Genomic DNA, 22,555 nt, shown 5'->3' on the forward strand with positions numbered 1-22,555 from the left:
TAGACGTTAGGGAAGCGCCGTCGTACGCGCTGGTTCTAGACCAGGACATTTTCGACAGTATCCGTGCGTATGCGGCCATAGCGGTGAGCTTCTCCTCAAGGCCGTCCTGCGGTCCCACCACGCCAATGTGACCCGAAAACGACGTAAGGCCTGATGAGAGGCCTACTTTCCCAGGTTCGGCACAGTTGTCGCTGCGAGGTGGGCAAAACGCGTGTCCGCTGGGACAGAGGCCAATGAGGCAGATGTGATTGCCGCGATTGGGTGTAGCGCTCACTTCCCCAGCGACATCGGAGAGACATATCGCCCGATCAACGTGCGATGCCACCAAGCATGATCGCGTCGCAGCTCAGCCAACGTCGTGAACCGGTACACGTAGAGCTGCGCGCGCACATACCGAGGCGGGGAATCCGGGAACGGATTGCGGCGCAGCAGACGCAGCGTCGGCGGATCGTTGCGCAGCAACCGCGTCAGAAACGGCGTCATCCACGGCAGCGCGTAGCCCGGAGAAATGGCGGCAAACCACATCAGCCAGTCCAACCGCAAATGATACGGGGCGAATTGCCTCGGCAATCGGCGCAAATCGGTAGGCTTGCCCTTGAATTCGTACTCCTTCCAGACCGTCTGCTCGGTGATCTTGGAATCGGAAGTGCCTTCGATCACCACTTCCCGACGGATGCGGCAGATGCTGCCGAAGGCGCCATAGGTATTGGCCAAGTGAAATGGATTGAACGACATGTTCATTCGCTGCTCGGCGGACAACAGGTTACGTGCCGGCCAGTAGCTCAGCAGTAGCATCACAGCAGTGAATGCGATCACCAGGCCGGCGAACCACGGCGGCGCTTCCGGCGGCACAGGCTGGACCGGGACCGGTACCGGCAACAGTCGCGTCGCCGACGATTGGTCGATTGCGCTGCACGCCAATAGGATCGTCACCCAATTGAGCCAGGCGAAGTTGCCGGACGTCACCAGCCACAACTGCGTGACGATGATGATGGCGGCGGCAATGCTGGCCACGGGCTGAGGTGCGAACAACCCGAACGGTACCACGAGCTGAGCAAAATGGTTGCCCGCCACCTCGATTCGGTGTAGTGGCTTGGGCAGATGATGGAAGAACCAGCTCATCGGGCCCGGCATCGGTTGTGTCTCATGGTGATAGTACAGGCACGTCAGATCCCGCCAGCACCGATCACCGCGCATTTTGATCAGTCCGGCACCGAATTCGACCCGGAATAGCAACCAGCGCGCCAACAGCAACGTCAGCAACGGCGGGGCCACCCGCTCGTTGCCGAGGAAGATCATCAGGAATCCGGTCTCCAAGAGCAGTGACTCCCAACCGAACGAGTACCACGCCTGTCCGACGTTGACGATTGACAGGTAAAGCACCCACAGCGTCAGCCACATCAGCATCCCGGCCCACAACGGCGCCAGGCCGGCCGCGCCGGCGACGATAGCCGCCGAAAGCGCGGCGCCGAACCAGCAGACGCTCGCGAACAGCCGGTCGGAATAGCGGAAGTGAAAAAGGCTGGGCGCCCGGCGAAACGACTGTCCGGCTACATACCGCGAGACCGGCAGCATCCCATGTTCTCCGATGAGCGCACGGAACTGCCGCGCGGCGGCGACGAAGGCAATCAGATAGATGACCGCGGTGCCACGCTCGAGCACCAGAGCCCCGAGCCAGTATTCGGGCGCCGAAAACCAACCCACTTGTCCAGTCAACCAGTCGGTAAACCGGTAGCCAACTACCCGTCGCGGCCGTGGCGCATGCTCACGGCCGAAGCCGCCACAGCGGCAAGCGAAATCATTGCCAGCAGTTGGACGCTCGCGGAATGCCCGGCGTACCCGTCGACGGATCGCCATGGGTACCGGGACAGTACCGCCCCTGCCAGGATCAAGCCGCCGGCGCTGAGTCCGACGGTGAGCCTGTCGCGCAGCCGCTCTCGGTGCCGCAACACATACCGTAGGCCCAAGGCGGCCCCAACCACGACGCCGCCGCCCGGACCGGCAATGAGCACCCCGGCCCCTAGCACACCGACAGCGGCCCAGCACCCAGGACGCCACGGCCGCGCGCATGGATGAGCGCCGGAACCCTTGCGCCGCCAGAACGCCAGCAGGGCCAGCAGCGGCAACAACGCCAGCCCCACCGCCAGGCCCACCCGATACAGCGTGTTGGAGGCAAACGTCAGGGTGATGCTGCCGGGGTCCCCGGCCGGCACCACCCAGCCCTGCTGCCACCCGTTGACCGCGACCGGCGTGAGTCGCATCCCGGCGCTGGTGCGCGCCTCCCAGCCGGGGTTGATGCTCTCGGGTATCACCAACACCCGAGCCTTGTCCGATGCGGGCGCACGCACCTCGCGCCGATCCGGGCCCCACGCGCCGATAGCGGCGGGAAGAACTGTGGCGCTGGGCAATTCGGCTTCCGGCAAGACAGACAACCGTGCGCCGTCGACAACGAACGGGGCGCGGGGACTGATCAATAACTCCTGCTGTCCGGCCGGAAGCGCGATCGGGTCGCGGTCGCACATAACGGCTGCAACCGGCTCGCCGTCCAGCAGCGCGCCGACGGTGGTGCGGATCGTGGTGTGCACAAACCGGCCCGCGACGGCGATCACCGGACCGTGCTCGCAGTCGACGGTAACCTCCCGGGTGCGGTTGCGGGCCGCGTCGGCGGGCGCCACCGCACCGCCGTCGGCGCCGAGCACCACGACTTCGGCCAGCCCGGGTGGTTTGAGCTGGTCGAATCCCAACGCATTGCGGTCGATGATGTCTTCCCAGTCGAGCAGGCTGATGGTCACGATGTCGGTGACCCGAGATCGCAGCGACACAGCTTGCGGCCCACCGTCGTTCTTCAGCTTCCGAACCTGAGGGCCATCGCCCAGATTCACGGCCACCATCGTCGGATGGGCGGGCACCGTCGATCTGCTGGACGCCAGGCGCAGACCGGTGACTTCGGTGGGGCGCGGCAGCGTGAGGGTGAGCGTCGGCGGGATCCGGTGTTGCACCACGTGCTGCGGCGCGGTCCACGCGGTCCCCGGATCGCCGTCGGTAGCCGCATATGCCGAGCCGAGGATGTCGACCAGATCGGAATCGCCCCGGGCCCGCGTGGTGTCCGGCTCGGCGACCAGGTCAGCCAGCTTGGGACCCTGCCGCGGTCGCACCCACACCGTCGGCGTCACCGTCATCGGACTCGGAACCGTCAGCGTCCGACTGAAATTGACCGGCTCTTCGGGTGCCAGCGCCATCGGGGCGGCGCAGCGCACGCCGTCGGGCCCCGCCGCGCAGCCCGGTCGGCCCAGCAGTTCTGATCCCAGGTCCCAGCGCGCGATCGCCGAACCCGGCGGTGGCCCGGGCACCAGCACGGTGTGCCGCAATTGCACGGGGTGAGCGAATCCGGATGCGTCGTACTGGGTGATCGACAGGTCGGTGATACCGAACTGCACACCTGCCGAACCGTCGTCGGTGGCGGCCGCGGTGATCCGCACCCACGGCGTTTCGCCAACTGGTAGCGCCGCGGTGAGCGGCTTGCCGGCTTCGTCGTAGCGCAACGTGGTGCTGCCGTTGACGGTCTCGACCACGATGCGGCGGATCTGGGCGCCGACGGCCGTGGCGCTGGGCGTCAGGGTGATGACGGCGTTGGTCACCGGGTGATCGAAATCCACTTGTAGCCACTGCCCGACGGCGGATTGCAGGGCGTTGGACACCCATGAGGTCGCCGGGTCGCCGTCGATTGCGGCGGCTGGTGAGGTCGCCGGGGCGACATCGGGAAGGGCGGTGGAATCCGATGACGAACTGGATGCCGTGATACGTCCACCGGTCCACCCGCCGTAAACCGTCTCCGCCCCTGGGACCGGGTAATCGGGCACTCTGTTGTAGGTATGCCGTGCGTCGTCAGCTGCCCGAATCGCCGATGAGTGCTGGTCGACGCGGCCGTAGTCGGTCTCGCGGGCAACCGGGGTGTCGGTGACGGTCACCAGCGGCGCCGGCAGCCCAGCGGCGCGCGCATCGGCGGTCATCAGCATCGGACCCAGCGCCGGCTGGCCCTGCAGCCGGCGCCGTTCATCGAGACGCAACAGCACCTCGGGTCCACCGTCGATACGCGCCAGCTGATCGACGTCGGCGAAATAGGGCGCGCCGGGGTCGCGGCCGACGCCCACCCGGAAAACCTCCACAGCCGGATACCGTGGTCGCAGCCCGCTGTCGCTGACGAAGCCCGTCAGCGAACCCGGACCCACCGGGGCGCCGAACTCGGCGACCTTGGTCAGCCCCGGCGAACCCGAGATCGCGCGATGCACCAGGATCGGGCGTGCCGAGCGCGACGTCTCGGGATCCAGATCGTTGCGCAGCACCACATACGAAATGCCTTGGCGGGCAAGGGTGTCAGCGAGTCCAGGCGATGGCCGCCCAGCCGCGAACAAGCGTTGCACCGAATCGAGCGCCCGGATGGTCTGCGGTGGGGTCAGCGGAATGGAGTCGCGTACCCCCCACGGGCTACTGCCGAGCACCTGCAGCGGCTCGTCGTGGCTGTTCCCCCACACCTGCGTGGCAAACGGCGCGCCCGGGACCACCAGAACGCGCCCGCTCTTGTGTTCGCTGAGCCAGTCGGCGGCCTGGTGCCAGTACCCCGGTATCGCGCTGAACGTGCCGGGCGGCGTGAGCCGGCCGGTCCACGCCAGTGAGGTGCTGACCATCAGCGCGATCAGGGCGACGATTCCGGCCGCAACGCGTTTGTCGCGCTCAGGGTGGGCGAATGCGTTCAGCCGCAGGGGCACCCGCCCCAGCAGCTCCGTGAAGCCCAGCACCAGCGGCAGCCGCACCACCGGCCCGACCTTGTGCACATTGCGCAGCGGGGTGCCCGCGGCGTCGAGGAACGCCTGCACCTGGTGGGCCACCGGCGAGCCCAGCCCGCCGCTGTAACCGACGGCCAGCAACACCACGCCTACCAGCAACATCGTCACCAGCCGTCCGCGCGCCGGCATGCCACGAAGCGTCAACCCGGCCAGGCCGGCCGCCGCGACCAGACAGGTGCCCAGGACGGCCACCGATCCGGTGACCAGTGGCGTCCCCGCGGTCGCGTTGGGCGCCACGAACGGTGTCCAACTATCGGTGCCGCGCAGCAGCTCCACCAGTGAGGACCATTGCGTCGTCACGCCGGAGGATTCGATGAAGTCCAAGAACGGCGGACTGACCCCGCGCAGCAGGGCCAGCGCCACCACCCACCACAGCACCGCCAACACGACTGACAGCAGCCACCACGCGGTGTAGCGCCACCACAACCGATTCGGTCGGTGACACGCCCACCAAATCAGCGCGGGCAGGCAACCCGCCAGCGTCGCGATGGCATTGACCGCGCCCATCAATGCCACCGCCAGCCCGGCCCGGGCGGCCAATACGCGTACCGGCCGATCCGTCGCCCCCCGCAACGCCAGAATCGTCGGGAGCAGCACCCACGGCGCCAGCATCACGGGCAGGGTTTCCGACGAGATCGACCCCAGCGTGGTCAAGACCCGCGGCGACAGCGCGAACGCCGCCGCTCCGAGCACCCGCGACGTCGGGCTGCCGATGCCCAGCGCCTCGGCGACCCGCAGCAGCCCCCAAAAACCGACGGTGAGCAGCGCCGCCCACCACAATCGCTGGGTGATCCATCCAGGCAGGCCCAGCAGGTGGCCGATCAGGAAGAAGGTTCCGTGCGGAAACAGATAGCCGTAGGCCTGATTCTGCGACTGTCCAAATGGCAGCTCGCTGCTCCACAGGTTGGTCGCGCGGGCTAGGAAGCGCAGCGGGTTGGCGGCGAGGTCGAGCTTGGTGTCGGGGGAGACCTGCCCGGGGGCTTGGGCGAACGTCAGCGCCAGCGCGACCGCGGAGACCAACAGCAGCCAGCGACGAGAAAGCGGCGCCACCACAGAGCCCAATGCCATCGCAGCGGGGGCGCTCCGCGCCGCCGGGCTAACTACGGTTGCCGTACTCGACCCGGTTGAGCACCGAGGACGACGGATCGCCCCCGGGGAGTGGCGGTTTCGTGTCCTGTTGCACCATCAAGGTGACACCGAAGATTGCCGCCGCACCCAACAAGAGGCCAACCACCACACTGGCGGCGGCGGGCGCGACGATCCGGTTCACAGCGATCAACCTAGCAGAAGCGCTCCCATGGCTTGCGCGACCTAAGTCGAGCCCCAAGCCAGCATCGAAACGCCGCCATGACAGCATGTCCGGATGTCAGTTCGGCACATCCTGGCTGTGCTCGCAGCGGTATCGGCCCTGGTGGCAGGCTGCCACGGCGGCACCAAGACCGGATCATCGTCGACGACGACCAGTCCGCCGCCCGCCGCCCCAATGCCCATCGCCGCTCCCGCGCCTCGCATCTGCGCGGAGCCGACGGCCGTCCCGGCGATGCTGTCGCCCCGCGACAAGCTCGCGCAGCTCCTGATGGTGGGGGTGCGGGATGCGGCCGATGCCAAGGCGGTGGTCGGTAACTACCGGGTCGGCGGCATTCTCATCGGCAGCGATACCGACTTGTCGATTTTGAACGGCCCGCTGTCCGAGATCACGTCTGGGGCGGGTCCGCTGCCACTCGCGGTGGGGGTCGACGAAGAAGGCGGCCGGGTCTCGCGGCTGAGGTCGCTACTCGGGGGCCGAGGGCCGACAGCCCGCGAGCTGGGACAGACGCAAACCCCCCAGCAGGTCCACGACCTGGCGTCAGAGCGTGGCCGCCAGATGAAGAAAATGGGCATCACGGTCGACTTCGCCCCGGTGGTCGACGTCACCGACGCCCCCGACGACACCGTCATCGGGGACCGGTCGTTCGGTTCGGATCCGGCAAAGGTCACCGTCTACGCGGGGGCATACGCGCAGGGTTTGCGCGACGCCGGGTTGCTGCCGGTGCTCAAGCATTTTCCCGGCCACGGCCATGGCTCGGGTGATTCGCACACCGGGGGGGTCACGACGCCGCCGCTCAACGACCTGGTGGCCGATGACCTGGTGCCGTATCGGACGCTGATTACGGCGACTCCGGTCGCAGTGATGGTAGGTCATATGCAGGTTCCCGGCTTGACGGGCAGCGACCCGGCGAGCCTGAGCAAGGCGGCGGTGGACTTGCTGCGCACCGGCGTGGGATATGGTGGCCCGCCCTTTGACGGCCCGGTCTTCAGCGATGACCTTTCCGCCATGGCCGCGATCTCAGACCGGTTCGGCGTGAGCGAGGCGGTGTTGCGCACCTTGCAAGCCGGCACCGACATTGCGCTGTGGGTCACCACCAAGGAGGTGCCCGCGGTCTTGGATCGGCTGGAGCAAGCGCTGAACGCGGGCGAATTGCAGGCGAGGGCGATCGACCAATCGGTGGTGCGGGTCGCCGCCATGAAGGGCTCTAACCAGGGGTGTGGCCGCTGAACGTGTGCGCTACCAGCGCATATGTTTACTCTAGAGTCAGATAGACAAGCTAGAGAGGTGCCCAAAAGGGGAAAGCGATGGCAGGTGGTACCAAGCGGCTGCCTCGCGCTGTCCGCGAGCAACAGATGCTGGACGCCGCCGTTCAGATGTTCTCGGTCAACGGCTACCACGAGACCTCAATGGACGCGATTGCGGCCGAGGCGCAGATATCCAAGCCCATGCTCTACCTGTATTACGGCTCCAAGGAAGACCTATTCGGTGCCTGTCTCAACCGTGAGATGAGCCGGTTCATCGATGTGTTGCGCGCCGGCATCGACTTGAACCAAAGTCCAAAAGACTTGCTGCGCAACACCATTGTGTCGTTCTTGCGCTACATTGACGAAAACCGGGCGTCGTGGATCGTGATGTACACCCAGGCGGTCAGCTCTCAAGCGTTCGCCCAGGCGGTTCGCCAGGGACGTGAGCAGATCATCGAACTCGTGGCCGGACTGGTGCGCGCCGGTACCCGCAGCCCGCGATCGGACGCCGAAATCGAGATGATGGCCGTGGCTCTGGTCGGTGCGGGCGAGGCGGTCGCCACTCGGCTCAGCGCGGGGGACACCGACGTCGACGAGGCCGCCGAGTTGCTGATCAACCTTTTCTGGCTCGGTCTCAAGGGAGCGCCGCCGGATCGGGATGTCGGCGCCAACCTGGCCACGGGCTAGATTCGCTGAGTGCGGTCGCACCGGAACCTCGACTTCTTTTGTGCAGTAGTGATAGTCGGGCTGCTGGCCGGGGTCGCCGGATTGTCGACGACGGTGGTGTTGCGTTTCGTCGAGCACCTCACCTACCACTACACCTTCGGTTCGTTGCTCGGCGGAATCACCGGGAGCAGCCCGGTGCGTCGCGCGGTCGGCCCGATGGTTGGTGGTGCGCTGGCAGCCTTGGGCTGGTGGGTCCTGCGGCGCAGTACCGACGTGCCGCCGCTGGCCGGGACCATCGCTCGTCACGAGCGGATACCGCGGCTGCCGTGGAGCATCGACGCCATGCTGCAGGTGGTGTTGGTCGGTTCTGGCGCATCACTGGGACGGGAAGGCGCTCCCCGCCAATTCGCTGCGGCGCTAAGCGATTTGGGCACCGAATGGCTGAAGCGGTTGTCACCGAGCGACCGCGAGATCCTGCTGGCTTGTGCAGCCGGGGCCGGGCTTGGTGCGGTGTATGCGGTTCCGATGGCGGGTGCGCTCTTCGCCGTCCGGATCATGCTGAACACCTGGCGGCCGCGGGCGTTGGGTGCCGCGTTGATTACTTCCAGCCTGGCCGTGGCGATCGGATCGTTGATTACCCATGATCGCCCGGAGCTGGAATGGCCCAGCATCGAATCGACCTATCTGCTGACCGCCCACGGATTGTTATTGGCGCCGCTCGCCCTCGCGGTGGGCTTGGCTTTCAACCGGATCATGGCCGCGGCGCGCCCGGCTCACCTGATGCGGTCCTGGGTGCTGATCCCTGCGATCTCGGCCGCGGGGTTGCTGACCGGCATCTGTTCGCATTGGTGGCCCGAACTGCCCGGAAACGGCAAAAGCATCCTGACCGTCAGCCTGGCTTCCGGTATGACATTGTCGGCGGCGGCCGTAATTCTGGTGTTGAAGCCGCTGCTGACCGCACTGTTCCTGCGCGCCGGCGGCGCCGGCGGGATGCTGACGCCGTCGCTGGCAACCGGCGCGGCGGCGGGATCGTTGCTGGTGCTGGCAATCAACTCGGCGGCCGGAACACAGCTGCACGTTCCCGCGGTCTCGCTGGCCGGCGCGGCCGGCGTGCTGGCGGTCACTCAGGGCTCACCGATCTGGGCCGCGATCTTCGTCTGGGAACTCGCCAGACCCCCGATTTGGCTGCTGTTGCTTTTCCTGGTAACCGCGGTCGCGGCGCATGGGCTCAAGGCAATCGCCCTCGGTCACCGTGGCCGATCGACAGAGCCTTAAAGGCACTCGGGAGTGCCGCGCGGCAATGACGATCCGCCGCCACCCGAGCGGTGCCACCTTTGGCGAATGGGAGGGCCGCGGTATCGAATTGATCGACTCTGAGTGCTCACCAACTTGTTGAGCTTGTACAGGGCATAAATGCGACACGCTAAGGGGCCGGGGGAGGGCGTCGCGGCCATGGCTACCGAGCCTGAAAGGACCGATTATGTACATAACTATTGCGCACCAGCTATATGTTGTGTACTTAGAGCTGGCTACCCGTGAGACTGCGCAGCGTCTGAAAGTACACCCGTCTCGTGTGCGCGCGCTGATCGGGTCAGGGGGGCTGCGTGCCCGCCGGGTCGGCAGTCAGTGGCTCGTCGACGCCGACAGCGTGGACCGCCATGCGGCCCTTATCGCCGGGCGTGCGACGGGGCGGTCGATGTCGCCGCGCATCGCGTGGGCGGCTGCGGCCCACGTGGACGGAATTGCCGATGGACTTGCGGCCTCCGAAAGGTACCGGATACGGCGGCGCCTCGCCGGCTCGCGTCCAACCGTCGAGACGGTGCAGAGGTGGCTATCACGGCGATCCGACGACATTGGCCGCTACCGAGTAGGCGAACGCGATATTCCAGATCTGTTGGCAAGCGCCGACGTGGTGGCTTCCGGAGTGAGCGCCGCATCGCACTACGGCTTGGGTCTGGGCGTCGGCGGCGCTGGGGACGCTTATGTGAGCAGCCAGGTGCGCGACCGCTTGGTGCGGGACTACGCATTGATCCCTAGGACGCTGCTGATTTAGTGGCCCGGGTTTCGGCGTGCCTGACCGGGTTTGGCGCGGGTGTGCCATGAGGATCGGTGGGTGGCGTTGGGATGTGAGAATCGGCAGGGCCGGTTCGATGACGCGATGCTTCTGGTGGGTGATCAGTTGCCCGAGGGCAGCATCTATCGGCTGTTGGCCGAGCACGGCGGCGCGCTGTTCGGCGATGACTATTTCGCCGACTTGTTCAAGGCCTCGACGCGGGGCCGCCCGACTGTGCCGGCGCGCGTGGTGGCCACGGTGATGCTGTTGCAGGCCTACGAGGGCTTGTCGGATCGGGAAGCGTGTGACCGGCTGGCTTTCGACTTGCGTTGGAAGGCCGCTGCCGGGTTGACAGTGGGGGCGGAGGCTTTTCACCCCACGGTGCTCGTTGGGATGCGCAACCGGCTGCGGAAGTCCGATCGGCCGCGGCGGTTGTTCGATGACGTCAATACCACCGCCCAAGCGGCCGGGTTGTTACGGGGACGGCGGCGGGTGTTGGATTCCACCCCGTTGTTTGATGCGGTGGCCACTCAGGACACGGTGATCCAGTTGCGGGCCGCGATCCGCAAAGTACTGTCCGTGGCTGACCGGGCCGATCCTGCGTTGGCGGGTGCGGTGCGGCAGGTGCTGACCCGCGACGATGACTACGCCAGCCTGGGTAAGCCGCCGTGCGACTGGGACGACCCGAAAGCCCGAGAGTCGCTGGTGGATGCGCTGGCCCGCGATGCCCAGGCGGCGTTGGAGGTGCTGGATGGCCGCGAGTTGGACGGGCCGCTCGCCGAAGCCGCCCAGCTGCTGGGGTTGGTGGCCGGCCAAGACGTCGAGGCCGGCGAGGATGGGGTGTTTCGTATCGCCCGGCGGGTGGCCCGGGATCGGCTGATCTCCACCGTCGATGTCGAGGCCCGCCACGGGCACAAGTCACGGGCCCGTACCTTCGACGGTTACAAAAGTCACCTCAGTGTGGATCCGGATGAGGAGCTGATCACCAATGTGGCCATCACCGCGGCCAACACCGCCGATCGCGAGGTCATCGACGAGCTGCTGAACGAACCCGTCGCGGGCGCACCTGCCGATGCCGAATCGGACGATGACGATGACGACGGTAGCGACTCACAGAATGGTTCGGGGTCCAAAGGGTTTGAGGTGTATGGGGATTCGGCCTACGCCGGCGGGGCTACGCTGGATGAGCAGACCCAGCGGGGTCATGACATGCGCGCCAAAGTGCCTCCGGTGCGCAACGCCAACGGCTATTCCAAAGACCAGTTCAGGATTGATCTGGCCGGCCGCACCGTCACCTGCCCGGCTGATCACACCGTGAGCATCCGCGCTGGTGTGCGTCACCCCGTGGCGCGCTTCGGTGTGCTGTGTCAGTCGTGTCCGTTGCGGGCGGAGTGCACGAAGTCCCGTCGGGGGCGCGTGATCAGCATTCACCCGCGGGAAGCCGCGCTGCAGCACGCCAAAGCGCGCCAACGAGATCCGGCCTGGCAGCAGGACTACCGGACCTATCGGCCGGTGGTGGAACGCAAGATCAGCCACTTCACCCACCGCCCCTGGGGTGGCCGAAGAGCCCGCTGCCGCGGACACAAACGCATCCTGACCGACATCCTGGCCCGAGCCGGCGCCATCAACCTCGCCCGACTGGCCGCCCTGGGCCTACACCACGGAGCCGCGGGCTGGGCGATTGCCTGACCCCACCACCGACCGACCATCCAAGGGGTCAATTTTCAGATGCCGTCACGGGTCAGAATTCGGACGCCGTCGACGCCAACCCACCAGGGGCCATTACATCAGCGGCGTCCTAGCGATCGCGGCAATCTGACGCTGCGCGTGGTTGACCAGGGCTGGCACCTGGCGACCGCGACGGCGGCTGAAAATTGCCGCGTCGCTCCGCGGTTGATCACGGGTGTCGATCTCGTTGACGACGCAGATGCACGAACCCGCAGATCAGGGCGGGCATTTGATCAGCGCGGCACTCGACTCCTGGGCCAGGTGAAGTGATGGGGCGTGCGGGTCGGCGTGGCAACGCCGGGGTGTTGGCGGCGATCGCAGCGATCACCGGGCAGACACCGGACAGCCTCGAGGAGGCCTTTCGTGCTGCCACACAAGCTGATTCGGATACGAGTCTCGCGACAACGGAGGAAGTCGCGCGGGTAATCAACCTTGTTCGCACCCGCCTGGGGATGGCGCCAGCTGTTGACCGAGAGGCGCTACAAGGGCATTGATCTGCACTGGACGCGTTGAGCGAAGAGTCGGGCCCCGCAGTTGAGAGCCGTGACGTGCGTGCGTGAGATGTTTTGCTGCGCAACACTCCTGAGGCGATTCCTATCATCGATAGGCTGGACTGCGAGTGGTCGTCCTAGTTTGTGGACCCCCGGCGAAGGCACTGCTGCCCAGCGGCCACCAGACTGAGCGGTTTTGCGGTCAAGTCGTTGCAATTCCTTGAGTCGGTCCGGCCACTAGGGAATCGTCATAGCCTCCGCACCGACCCGGTCAGGTGCGGGTATCCCTTAGCTACGTTGCGCAACTCGAGATTCCAGCCGTCGCCATTCTCTTCGACATAGAGTCCCGCGGTTGCCGGCAGCACCACGGGCTTGGCGAACCGCACCGAATAACGCACGGCGTCTGGAAGCCGGCCTTCTATGTTGGCCAATACCGCCGCGGCACTGAACATCCCATGCGCGATGACGGTTGGAAACCCGAACAGCTTCGCGGCAATCGGGTTGGTGTGGATCGGATTGTGGTCGCCTCCGACGACCGCGTAGCGGCGGATCCGGCCGGGGGTGATGCGCAGGACGGTAGGCGCCGGAGGCAATTTGGGTTGCTTTTGCGGCGGCGGTTTGGGTTCGTCGGACAAGCTAGTGCGTTGCTGATGCAGGAACGTCGTCACCTGGTGCCAGGCAACCTCATTGCCCACGCTGACGTCGGTCACGATGTCGACCAACAGGCCCTTTCGGTGTTCGCGGAGATTCTCGGCATGCGCCTGCACACCAACCGTGTCGGTGACCGCGATTGGGCGGTACTGGGTGATCTGGTTCTCGGTGTGCACCGCTCCCATTGCGGCAAAAGGGAAGTCGAAGCCGGTCACCAGTGACATCACCGAGGGAAAGGTCAACGCGAACGGGTAGGTCAGCGGCACATTGTTGCCATAGCGCAGACCGGTGACCGCCGCATACGCCGCCACGTTGGCGTGGTCAATGGGGAGTTCCTCGACGGTCACCGTGCGGCTGGGCAGCTGATCTCCCCGCGGCACCACGGGTAACGCCCCGGCCGCCGCGCGCAGCATGTTTCGAAGGCCACTTGGTTGGTTCATTGCGACCTCCTAAGCACCAATCATGGCCTGACCGCAGACCCGAATGACGTTGCCGGTCACCGCGTTTGACGCGGGACTGGCGAAATAAGCGATGGTCTCGGCGACATCGATCGGCTGACCGCCCTGCAACAGCGAGTTCAGCCGGCGACCCACCTCGCGGGTGGCCAACGGGATGGCGGCCGTCATCTGGGTTTCGATGAAACCGGGTGCGACGGCATTGATTGTGATGCCCTTCTCGGCGAGCACCGGTGCCAGCGCCTGGGTGATGCCGATCATCCCGGCCTTGGTGGTGCCGTAGTTGGTCTGCCCGCGGTTGCCCGCAATCCCGGCGATCGACGACAGCCCGATCACCCGACCACCCTCGCCGATGGTGCCGTTGCCCACCAAGCCTTCGGTGAGCCGAAGGGGCGCAAGCAGATTGACGGCCAGCACGGCATCCCAGCGGGCGTCGTCCATGTTGGCCAACAGCTTGTCGCGGGTAATGCCGGCGTTGTTGACCAGGATGTCCGCCCGCCCGCCGTGATGGTCGCGGAGGTGCTCGGCGATCTTGTCGACGGCGTCCTCAGCGGTGACGTCAAGCCACAGCGGGGTGCCACCGACATTGTTGGCGGTTTCGGCCAGCGACTCTTCAGCCGACTCCACATCGATCGCGACGACGCGGGCGCCGTCGCGGGCGAACACCTCCGCTATCGTCGCACCGATGCCGCGGGCGGCGCCGGTCACGATCGCGACCTTGCCGTCTAGCGGCTTATCCCAATCAGCCGGTGGGGTGGAGTCTTGCGCGCCGACATAGAACACCTGGCCGTCGACGTAGGCCGACTTGGCCGACAGGATGAACCGCATGGTCGATTCCAGGCCGGTGGCGGCCGGTTTGGCGTCCGGCGCCAGATACACCAGCGCCACGGTCGACCCGTTGCGGACTTCCTTGCCCAGCGAGCGTGTGAAGCCCTCCAGCGCGCGCTGCGCGATCCGCTCGTCGGTGCTGCTGACCGCTTCCGGCGTGGTGCCCACCACCACGACACGTGCGCAGTGGGTGAGGTTGCGCAGCAGCGGCGTGAAAAACTCGTACAAGGCCTTCAATCCGGCCGGCGTCGTGATGCCAGTGGCGTCGAATACCAGCCCGCCGAACTTGTCGGCCCAGCGGCCGCCCAGGTTGTTGACCACCTGGTCGTAATCGCTGTCCAGTGCCGCCCGCAGCGGCTCGACGACCCGGCCCGCACCGCCGATCAACAAGGATCCGGCCAGCGGGGGGTCACCCGGACGGTAGCGGCGAAGCGTCTCGGGTTGCGGAACTCCGAGTTGCTTGGCCACGAACGATCCGGGTCCAGAGTTGACGACCTGCGAGAACAGATCCGACGAACGCTTGGGGGCCACTGAGCTGCCTTCCGTGTAGGGACGAACTTACTTCAGAGTAAGAACAGTGGGTAGTATTGCCTGCAGAGGCGGATACCCCAAAACTAACCCCCGGCGAGCAGCGACACACGGAGAATAAATTGGCCCCTGCAAGTTCTCAGCCGAGCCCGTCCAGACGACGAGTTGCCGTTCTTGGCGGCAACCGCATCCCCTTCGGTCGATCGGACCGTGCCTATGCCGAGGCGTCCAACCAGGACATGTTCACCGCCGCACTCGGAGGGCTGATCGACCGCTTCGGGCTGGCCGGTGAGCGGCTGGGCGCGGTGGTGGGCGGCGCGGTGCTGAAGCACAGCCGCGACTTCAACCTGATGCGCGAATGCGTGTTGGGGTCCGAGCTCTCGTCGTACACCCCTGCAGTCGACTTGCAGCAGGCGTGCGGCACCGGTCTGCAAGCGGCGATCGTCGCCGCCGACGGCATCGCCGCCGGCCGCTACGAAGTGGCCGCCGCCGGCGGGGTAGACACCACATCGGACGCGCCGATTGCGCTGGGCGACGATCTACGCCGCACCCTGCTGAAGCTGCGCCGCTCCAAGTCCAACGTGCAACGGCTGAAGCTGGTGGGCACCTTGCCCGCCAACCTCGGCATCGCGGTACCGGCCAACAGCGAGCCGCGGACCGGGCTGTCGATGGGCGAGCATGCAGCCATTACCGCCAAGCAAATGGGCATCAAGCGCGTCGACCAGGACGAGCTGGCCGTCGCCAGCCACCGCAACATGGCCAACGCCTACGATCGAGGTTTCTTCGACGACCTAGTCACGCCGTTCCTGGGCCTGTATCGCGACGACAACCTGCGCCCCGACGCCAGCATCGAGAAGCTGGCCGCGTTGCGCCCGGTCTTCGGGGTAAAGGCTGGCGACGCGACGATGACGGCGGGCAATTCGACTCCGCTGACCGACGGCGCTTCGGTCGCACTGTTGGCCAGCGAGGAGTGGGCGGCCGAGCGTTCACTGACCCCGCTGGCCTACTTCGTGGATGCCGAGACCGCGGCAGTGGACTACGTCAATGGAAACGACGGCCTGCTGATGGCCCCCACCTACGCGGTGCCCCGGCTTTTGGCGCGGAACGGCCTGACCTTGCAGGATTTCGATTTCTACGAAATCCACGAAGCGTTCGCTTCGGTGGTGCTGGCCCATCTTCAGGCATGGGAGTCCGAGGAATACTGCAAGCAGCGACTGGGCCTGGACGCTGCACTCGGGTCGATCGATCGGTCCAAGCTCAACGTCAACGGTTCGTCGCTGGCTGCCGGGCACCCCTTCGCGGCCACTGGCGGACGCATTCTCGCGCAGACGGCCAAGCAGATCGCCGAGAAGAAGGCGGAGCAAAAAGGCAAGTCCGGCAAGCCGGTTCGGGGACTGATTTCGATCTGCGCTGCGGGTGGCCAAGGTGTGGCCGCGATTCTCGAAGCGTGATGCCGGGGAGGCCGGCCCGCATGAAATTTCCGAATCGGTGGGTTAGTAAGGCGGCGATTTGGGTATCCCGACGCTCGGATAGCCCCGTGTTGTGGTCTGACCCCCCGACCCCGACGGCAACGCGGGGCAATCCCTAAGGTCGACCGCCGGTCAGCGGAGACGGGCGTACGAAAAAGACCGCCGCTGGAATGAGGGGATCCAGCGGCGGTCTTTTTTGGAACATCCGGTTTCGCCGAGACTCCACCCACGCAGACCCGTCGGCGGGCCCAAACGCAACGATCCCCCGCCTCTAAGGAGACGGGGGATCACCGCGTTTGCGGCCTAGAAGGCGGCCTCGTCGAGCTCCATGATCTCGTTGTCGAGCGTCTCGATCACCTCGCGGGTGCTGGTCAACAGGGGCAAGAAGTTCTTCGCGAAGAACGACGCCACCGCGACCTTGCCCTCGTAGAACGACCTTTCGGCACCGGTGGCACCGGCATCGAGCGCCTCGACGGCCACCGCCGCCTGACGCTGCAGCAACCAGCCGATAACCAGGTCGCCGACGCTCATCAGGAAGCGCACCGAACCCAGCCCGACCTTGTAGAGGCTGGTGACATCCTGCTGGGCAGCCATCAGGTAGCCGGTCAACGCGGCGGCCATCGCCTGCACATCGGTGAGCGCCTTGGCCAGCAGCGCACGTTCGGTCTTCAGCCGGCCGTTACCGGACTCGCTGTCGACGAACGCCTGGATCTGGCCCGACACGTGGGCCAACGCCACACCCTTGTCGCGGACGATCTTGCGGAAGAAGAAGTCCTGCGCCTGGATCGCGGTGGTGCCTTCGTACAGGGAGTCGATCTTGGCGTCACGGATGTACTGCTCGATCGGGTAGTCCTGCAGGAAGCCGGACCCACCGAGCGTCTGCAGGCTCTCGGTGAGCTTCGCATAGGCTTGCTCGGAACCGACACCCTTGACCACCGGCAGCATCAGGTCGTTGATCTTGACGGCCAGGTTGGCGTCCACGCCGTGCACCGCCTCGGCAACCGCCGCGTCCTGGTAGGTCGCGGTGTAGAGGTAGAGCGCACGCAGACCCTCGGCGTAGGCCTTCTGGGTCATCAGTGACCGGCGCACGTCGGGGTGGTGAGTGATTGTCACCCGCGGCGCGGTTTTGTCGGTCATCTGGGTCAGGTCGGCGCCCTGCACGCGGGACTTGGCGTATTCCAGCGCGTTCAGGTAGCCGGTCGACAACGTGGCGATGGCCTTGGTGCCGACCATCATGCGCGCCTGCTCGATGACTTCGAACATCTGCGCTATGCCCTCGTGCACCTCGCCGACCAGCCAGCCCTTGGCCGGCACGCCGTGCTGGCCCAGCGACAGCTCACAGGTCGCCGAGACCTTCAGGCCCATCTTGTGCTCGACGTTGGTGACGAACACGCCGTTACGCTCGCCCAATTCGCCGGTCTCGAAGTCGAACAGGAACTTGGGAACAAAGAACAGCGACAGTCCCTTGGTGCCGGGACCAGCCCCCTCGGGGCGGGCCAGCACGAGGTGGAAGATGTTCTCGAACAGGTCATCGGAATCACCCGAGGTGATGAACCGCTTAACCCCGTCGATATGCCAGGAACCGTCCTGCTGCTGTACGGCCTTGGTGCGGCCGGCACCTACGTCCGAGCCGGCGTCCGGCTCGGTCAGCACCATCGTCGAACCCCAGTTGCGCTCGGCGGCCAGCACGGCCCATTTCTTCTGTTGCTCGGTGCCGAGGTGGTAGAGGATCTGGGCGAAACCTGCGCCGCCGGCGTACATCCACACCGCCGGGTTGGCGCCCAGAATGTGCTCGTGCAGCGCCCACATCAATGACTTAGGCATCGGCATGCCGCCGAGCGCCTCGTCGAGGCCGGCTTTGTCCCAACCGGCTTCCAGCACCGCGTTGACGGACTTCTTGAACGACTCCGGGAGCGTCACCGAGTGGGTGTTCGGGTCGAAGACCGGCGGGTTGCGGTCGCCCTCGATGAATGATTCGGCGACGGGGCCCTCGGCCAGCCGGCTGACCTCGGCAAGCATTTCGCGGGCGGTGTCGGCGTCGAGGTCGGCGTACTCGCCCTTACCCAAAGCCTTGTCAACGCCCAAGACTTCGAACAGGTTGAATTCCTGGTCGCGGACGTTGCTCTTGTAGTGGCTCACTATGGTCCTCCTCATTGAGAGTGCCACCTTATGGTTGGGTACTCGCACAAAGTTACCCACCAGTAACACCGCTAAAATATCTCCGTTGCATAGTCGAACGCAAGTCAGTGTGAGCAAGATTGCACCGTCTAACTAACCATCCGGTTGGGATGGTGGTGATCCCATCCCCGGCAGGCCCGTCCACCTGCGACGATGATGGTCAGATGACTCACGCGGGAGGCGTCACGACGCTACCGGTGCTGGACCTGCGTGCGGACCCTGACCAACTGCGCAACGGCCTCCTCAAGGCGGCCCATGAGGTGGGTTTTTCTATCTGATCGGCCACCAGATGCCGCAGGTGCTTGCCGACAGGGTGCTCGCGGCCGCACGTCGGGTACTCGGCGGGTAGGGTCACTTCCGAGAATTCCGTTCTCGGCTCAAGGGACGAATGAAGACCGGTGAACTCGAATAGCAAGCTGACACCGTCGTCACTGCGTGAGGCCTTCGGTCACTTCCCCACTGGGGTAGTGGCCATCGCAGCCCAGGTTGATGGGGTGCGGGAAGGACTGGCGGCCAGCACCTTTGTACCTGTCTCGCTGGAACCGCCGTTGGTGTCGTTCTGCGTGCAGAACACCTCTACGACCTGGCCGAAGCTCAAAGGCGTGCCGATGCTGGGCATCAGCGTGCTGGGTGAGGCCCATGACGCCGCTGTGCGCACTCTGGCCGCCAAGACTGGCGATAGGTTCGCCGGCTTGGAGACGGTGTCCACCGGCAGCGGCGCGGTCTTCATCAAAGGCACCGCGTTATGGCTGGAGAGTGCCATCGAACAACTGATCCCTGCCGGGGATCACACGATCGTGGTGCTGCGGGTCAGCGAGGTGACGGTGGATTCGGCCGTGGCGCCGATTGTGTTCCATCGCAGCGAATTCCGTCGGCTCGGCGTCTGAACACGCAAATACTTTCGGTACATTCCGCCCTACCGGTCTGGCCAATCCGCCTATTGCTCGATGCGCTGAAACGGGGCCATCGCTCGAACTGGGCAACACGTGTTGGGCACAAAGCCTGGCGCAAGCAGGACTTCTAGGGGGATCCGCCTGTGGAACCGCACCCGGTAGCGCGGTCATCAGCGCCGCCGCGGCTGTGGTAGCCATTGTGTTCCAGTTGGCCGGTTCGTGGCCCAACATTGTCGCGATCAGCCTTGTGATTGCGCTTGCATCGATCGCCAATCACAGCGTCTTCACGGCGGGTCAACTGTGGATTGCTCATCACGCCGATCCGGCGTTGCGAATTTCGCTGATTTCCTGCGGACAGCTCGTCATCAGTGCCGGATTGATCGGTTTGAGTCCGGTGCTGTGCCTCATCGCCCAAGTCCACGACGTGGTGTGGCAAGTAGCGATAATTCTTCTGCTAAATCTGGCGGCCGCCTACTCGGCGATGCGGCTCGCTCCCGCGAATTGAGGGAAGGCTAGCGGCGGAACAACTTGTTGCCCAGCCACACCACCGGGTCGTACTTGCGGTCGGCGACCCGCTCCTTCATCGGGATCAGCGCGTTGTCGGTGATCTTGATGTTTTCCGGGCACACCTCGGTGCAGCACTTGGTGATGTTGCAGTAGCCCAGGCCGTGCTCGTCCTGCGCCAGTTTGCGCCGGTCGCGGGTGTCCAGCGGGTGCATCTCGAGCTCGGCGATCCGCATCAGGAACCGGGGCCCAGCGAACGCTTCCTTGTTTTCCTCGTGATCACGCACCACATGGCAGACGTTTTGGCATAGGAAGCATTCGATGCACTTGCGGAACTCCTGCGAGCGCGCAACATCAACCTGTGCCATCCGGTATTCACCGGGCTGCAGCTCCTTGGGTGGAGCGAAGGACGGGATCTCGCGCGCCTTCTGGTAGTTGAACGAGACGTCGGTGACCAGATCGCGAATTACCGGGAAGGTTCGCATCGGGGTAACGGTGACGATCTCGTCCTCGGCAAAAGTCGACATCCGGGTCATGCACATCAGCCGCGGTTTGCCGTTGATCTCGGCTGAGCAGGATCCGCACTTGCCCGCTTTGCAGTTCCAGCGCACCGCCAGGTCCGGCGATTGCGTTTGTTGCAGACGCAGGATGACGTCGAGCACCACCTCGCCCTCGTTGACCTCGACGGTGAAATCGCGGAGTTCGCCACCGGTTTCGTCGCCGCGCCAGACCCGCATGCTCGCGTTGTAGGTCATTTAGCCTCTCCGTCCTGGATGCGCGGCCAGCTCTTCGTCGGTGTAGTACTTCTCCAGCTCTGCGATCTCGAAGAGCTCCAGCAAGTCCGGCCGCATTGGTACCTGTGGCTGCCGCGTGATGCTGACGTGGGAACCGTCGGCGTTGCCTTCGGCGACCCGGCAGACCAGCAATGTGTTGCGCCAGTTGGGGTCCATGCCGGGATGGTCGTCGCGGGTGTGGCCGCCCCGGCTCTCGGTGCGTTCCAACGCGGCCTTAGCCACACACTCACTGACCAGAAGCATGCTGCGCAGGTCGATGGCAAGGTTCCAGCCGGGGTTGTATTGCCGGTGCCCTTCGACTTGCACGCGCTGGTACCGTTGCCGCAGCTCGCCCAGCAGGGTCAGCGCGCGGGATATCTCCTCCTCGGTGCGGATGATTCCGACCAGGTCGTTCATCAAGTACTGCAAGTCCATGTGCAGCGCATACGGGTTCTCCGGCGCTGAGCCATCTTTCGGGCCTTCAAAGGGCAGCAGCGCCTGCTGGGCCGCGGTATCGATGGCCGCCTGGGAGACGGCCGGACGGCTGCTCAGCGCGCGCACATAGTCGGCGGCGCCCAGGCCCGCCCGTCGGCCGAACACCAACAGATCGGACAGCGAATTGCCGCCGAGCCTGTTTGAGCCGTGCATGCCGCCGGAGCATTCGCCGGCGGCGAATAGACCGGGAACCGTCGCCGCACCGGTGTCCGCGTCGACCTCAACACCGCCCATCACGTAGTGACAAGTTGGCCCGACTTCCATTGGCTGCTTGGTGATGTCGACTTCGGCGAGCTCCATGAACTGGTGATACATCGACGGCAGCCGACGCTTGATGTCGGCGGGCGTCAGCCGCGATGCGATATCGAGGTAAACCCCCCCATGGGGAGTTCCGCGGCCGGCTTTGACCTCCGAGTTGATCGCACGCGCGACCTCGTCACGCGGCAGCAAGTCCGGAGTGCGACGGGCCGAATCATTGTCCTTGAGCCATTGGTCAGCTTCTTGTTCGGTTTCGGCGTACTGACCTTTGAACACCGGGGGGATGTAGTCGAACATGAATCGTTTGCCGTCGGAGTTCTTCAGCACTCCGCCGTCACCGCGAACACCTTCGGTGACCAATATCCCCTTCACGCTAGGCGGCCATACCATGCCCGTCGGGTGAAATTGGACGAACTCCATATTGATCAGCGTTGCGCCCGCGCGCAGCGCCAAGGCGTGCCCGTCACCGGTGTACTCCCAGGAGTTGGACGTCACCTTGAACGACTTGCCGATGCCGCCGGTGGCGAGCACCACCGCTGGGGCCTCGAACAGGATGAAACGGCCGCTTTCCCGCCAGTAGCCGAACGCTCCGGCGATCCGCTGCTCATTTTGGGGACCGTCCTTGATCAGTTCGGTGATCGTGCATTCGGCGAACACCTTGATCCGGGCCTCGTAATCGCCGAGTTCGGCGTGATCCTCCTGCTGCAGCGAGACGATCTTCTGCTGCATGGTCCGGATCAATTCCAGGCCGGTGCGGTCGCCGACGTGTGCCAGCCGTGGGTAGGTGTGCCCGCCGAAGTTGCGCTGGCTGATCCGGCCGTCGTTGGTGCGGTCGAACAGCGCGCCGTAGGTCTCCAGCTCCCAAACTCGGTCGGGTGCCTCCTTGGCGTGCAGTTCGGCCATCCGCCAGTTGTTTAGGAACTTCCCGCCGCGCATGGTGTCACCGAAGTGGGTCTTCCAGTTATCTTTCGGGTTGGTATTACCCATCGCGGCCGCACAGCCGCCCTCGGCCATAACCGTATGGGCTTTGCCGAATAGGGATTTGCACACCACCGCAACCTTCAGGCCGCGCTCGCGCGCCTCGATGACCGCGCGCAACCCAGCGCCGCCGGCACCGATCACCACCACGTCGTAGGAGTGCCGTTCGACCTCAACCATGAAACCTCGCTAGCCTAATTCTGGTAATCC

The 22,555-nt window shown here is 65.4% G+C and carries 16 protein-coding genes and 1 pseudogene; 9 read left to right on the forward strand and 8 right to left on the reverse strand.

Features of this window, described 5'->3' with window-relative positions; genetic code table 11:
* Window positions 1–270: 270 nt before the first annotated feature.
* Genes AADZ78_RS02005 through AADZ78_RS02015 form a run of 3 tightly spaced genes read right to left on the reverse strand, consistent with a single transcriptional unit; the run spans window position 271 to window position 6,114 of the window.
* A complete protein-coding gene (locus AADZ78_RS02005; protein WP_085250073.1) occupies window positions 271–1,704 on the reverse strand; it encodes a lipase maturation factor family protein in 1,434 nt (477 codons plus the stop codon).
* 35 nt (window positions 1,705–1,739) lie between these two features.
* Entirely contained in the window at window positions 1,740–5,894 is a 4,155-nt protein-coding gene (locus tag AADZ78_RS02010; protein ID WP_085250098.1) for an alpha-(1->3)-arabinofuranosyltransferase, read from the reverse strand.
* Window positions 5,895–5,940: 46 nt separating this feature from the next.
* Window positions 5,941–6,114: a DUF2613 domain-containing protein gene (locus AADZ78_RS02015; protein ID WP_064774890.1), complete on the reverse strand. Its 174-nt coding sequence runs from the start codon at window positions 6,112–6,114 to the stop codon at window positions 5,941–5,943.
* Between the two features lie 93 nt (window positions 6,115–6,207).
* Between AADZ78_RS02015 and AADZ78_RS02020 the strand changes: the two genes are divergently transcribed.
* The 6 genes from AADZ78_RS02020 to AADZ78_RS02045 all read left to right on the forward strand — a co-directional run bounded on the left by AADZ78_RS02020 (window position 6,208) and on the right by AADZ78_RS02045 (window position 12,338).
* Window positions 6,208–7,380 (forward strand): glycoside hydrolase family 3 N-terminal domain-containing protein, encoded by a 1,173-nt coding sequence (locus AADZ78_RS02020; RefSeq protein WP_085250072.1) that lies wholly within the window; start codon window positions 6,208–6,210, stop codon window positions 7,378–7,380.
* 77 nt (window positions 7,381–7,457) lie between these two features.
* On the forward strand, window positions 7,458–8,084 hold the full coding sequence (locus AADZ78_RS02025; RefSeq protein WP_085250071.1) for a TetR/AcrR family transcriptional regulator: 627 nt from the start codon (window positions 7,458–7,460) through the stop codon (window positions 8,082–8,084).
* Between the two features lie 9 nt (window positions 8,085–8,093).
* Window positions 8,094–9,338: a chloride channel protein gene (locus AADZ78_RS02030; protein ID WP_085250070.1), complete on the forward strand. Its 1,245-nt coding sequence runs from the start codon at window positions 8,094–8,096 to the stop codon at window positions 9,336–9,338.
* Between the two features lie 205 nt (window positions 9,339–9,543).
* Window positions 9,544–10,116, forward strand: a complete 573-nt coding sequence (locus AADZ78_RS02035) for an excisionase family DNA-binding protein (RefSeq protein ID WP_139828645.1) — start codon at window positions 9,544–9,546, stop codon at window positions 10,114–10,116.
* Window positions 10,117–10,176: 60 nt separating this feature from the next.
* Complete coding sequence (locus AADZ78_RS02040) at window positions 10,177–11,805, forward strand: transposase (RefSeq protein WP_085250103.1); 1,629 nt, start codon at window positions 10,177–10,179, stop codon at window positions 11,803–11,805.
* A 308-nt stretch (window positions 11,806–12,113) separates the two neighbouring features.
* Window positions 12,114–12,338 (forward strand): hypothetical protein, encoded by a 225-nt coding sequence (locus AADZ78_RS02045; protein ID WP_139828845.1) that lies wholly within the window; start codon window positions 12,114–12,116, stop codon window positions 12,336–12,338.
* A 245-nt stretch (window positions 12,339–12,583) separates the two neighbouring features.
* On the opposite strand, the gene AADZ78_RS02050 is transcribed toward AADZ78_RS02045, so the two are convergent.
* Together AADZ78_RS02050 and AADZ78_RS02055 are read right to left on the reverse strand one after the other, a co-directional pair.
* The gene (locus AADZ78_RS02050; RefSeq protein ID WP_085251620.1) at window positions 12,584–13,426 is read right to left on the reverse strand and encodes a MaoC/PaaZ C-terminal domain-containing protein; all 843 of its coding nucleotides are present in this window, start codon (window positions 13,424–13,426) and stop codon (window positions 12,584–12,586) included.
* A 9-nt stretch (window positions 13,427–13,435) separates the two neighbouring features.
* Window positions 13,436–14,800 carry a 3-oxoacyl-ACP reductase gene (locus tag AADZ78_RS02055; RefSeq protein WP_085251619.1) on the reverse strand — a complete coding sequence of 455 codons (1,365 nt, stop codon included), beginning with the start codon at window positions 14,798–14,800 and terminating at the stop codon, window positions 13,436–13,438.
* Between the two features lie 119 nt (window positions 14,801–14,919).
* Between AADZ78_RS02055 and AADZ78_RS02060 the strand changes: the two genes are divergently transcribed.
* Entirely contained in the window at window positions 14,920–16,248 is a 1,329-nt protein-coding gene (locus tag AADZ78_RS02060; RefSeq protein ID WP_085251618.1) for an acetyl-CoA C-acetyltransferase, read from the forward strand.
* Window positions 16,249–16,569: 321 nt separating this feature from the next.
* On the opposite strand, the gene AADZ78_RS02065 is transcribed toward AADZ78_RS02060, so the two are convergent.
* Entirely contained in the window at window positions 16,570–18,405 is a 1,836-nt protein-coding gene (locus tag AADZ78_RS02065) for an acyl-CoA dehydrogenase (RefSeq protein WP_085251617.1), read from the reverse strand.
* A 437-nt stretch (window positions 18,406–18,842) separates the two neighbouring features.
* On the opposite strand from AADZ78_RS02065, the gene AADZ78_RS02070 reads away from it, so the two are divergent.
* Both AADZ78_RS02070 and AADZ78_RS02075 read left to right on the forward strand, forming a co-directional pair.
* The gene (locus tag AADZ78_RS02070; RefSeq protein ID WP_085251616.1) at window positions 18,843–19,331 is read left to right on the forward strand and encodes a flavin reductase family protein; all 489 of its coding nucleotides are present in this window, start codon (window positions 18,843–18,845) and stop codon (window positions 19,329–19,331) included.
* Window positions 19,332–19,458: 127 nt separating this feature from the next.
* A pseudogene (locus tag AADZ78_RS02075) lies at window positions 19,459–19,842 on the forward strand (hypothetical protein); the annotation flags it as partial.
* 7 nt (window positions 19,843–19,849) lie between these two features.
* Here AADZ78_RS02075 and AADZ78_RS02080 read toward each other — a convergent pair.
* Both AADZ78_RS02080 and AADZ78_RS02085 read right to left on the reverse strand, forming a co-directional pair.
* Window positions 19,850–20,596, reverse strand: coding sequence for a succinate dehydrogenase/fumarate reductase iron-sulfur subunit (locus tag AADZ78_RS02080; RefSeq protein WP_085251615.1), 747 nt, complete (start codon window positions 20,594–20,596; stop codon window positions 19,850–19,852).
* Window positions 20,597–22,525 (reverse strand): fumarate reductase/succinate dehydrogenase flavoprotein subunit, encoded by a 1,929-nt coding sequence (locus AADZ78_RS02085; protein WP_085251614.1) that lies wholly within the window; start codon window positions 22,523–22,525, stop codon window positions 20,597–20,599. It abuts the gene before it with no gap.
* Window positions 22,526–22,555: the final 30 nt, after the last annotated feature.

The sequence above is a fragment of the Mycobacterium riyadhense genome (assembly GCF_963853645.1).
Taxonomy (GTDB): domain Bacteria; phylum Actinomycetota; class Actinomycetes; order Mycobacteriales; family Mycobacteriaceae; genus Mycobacterium; species Mycobacterium riyadhense.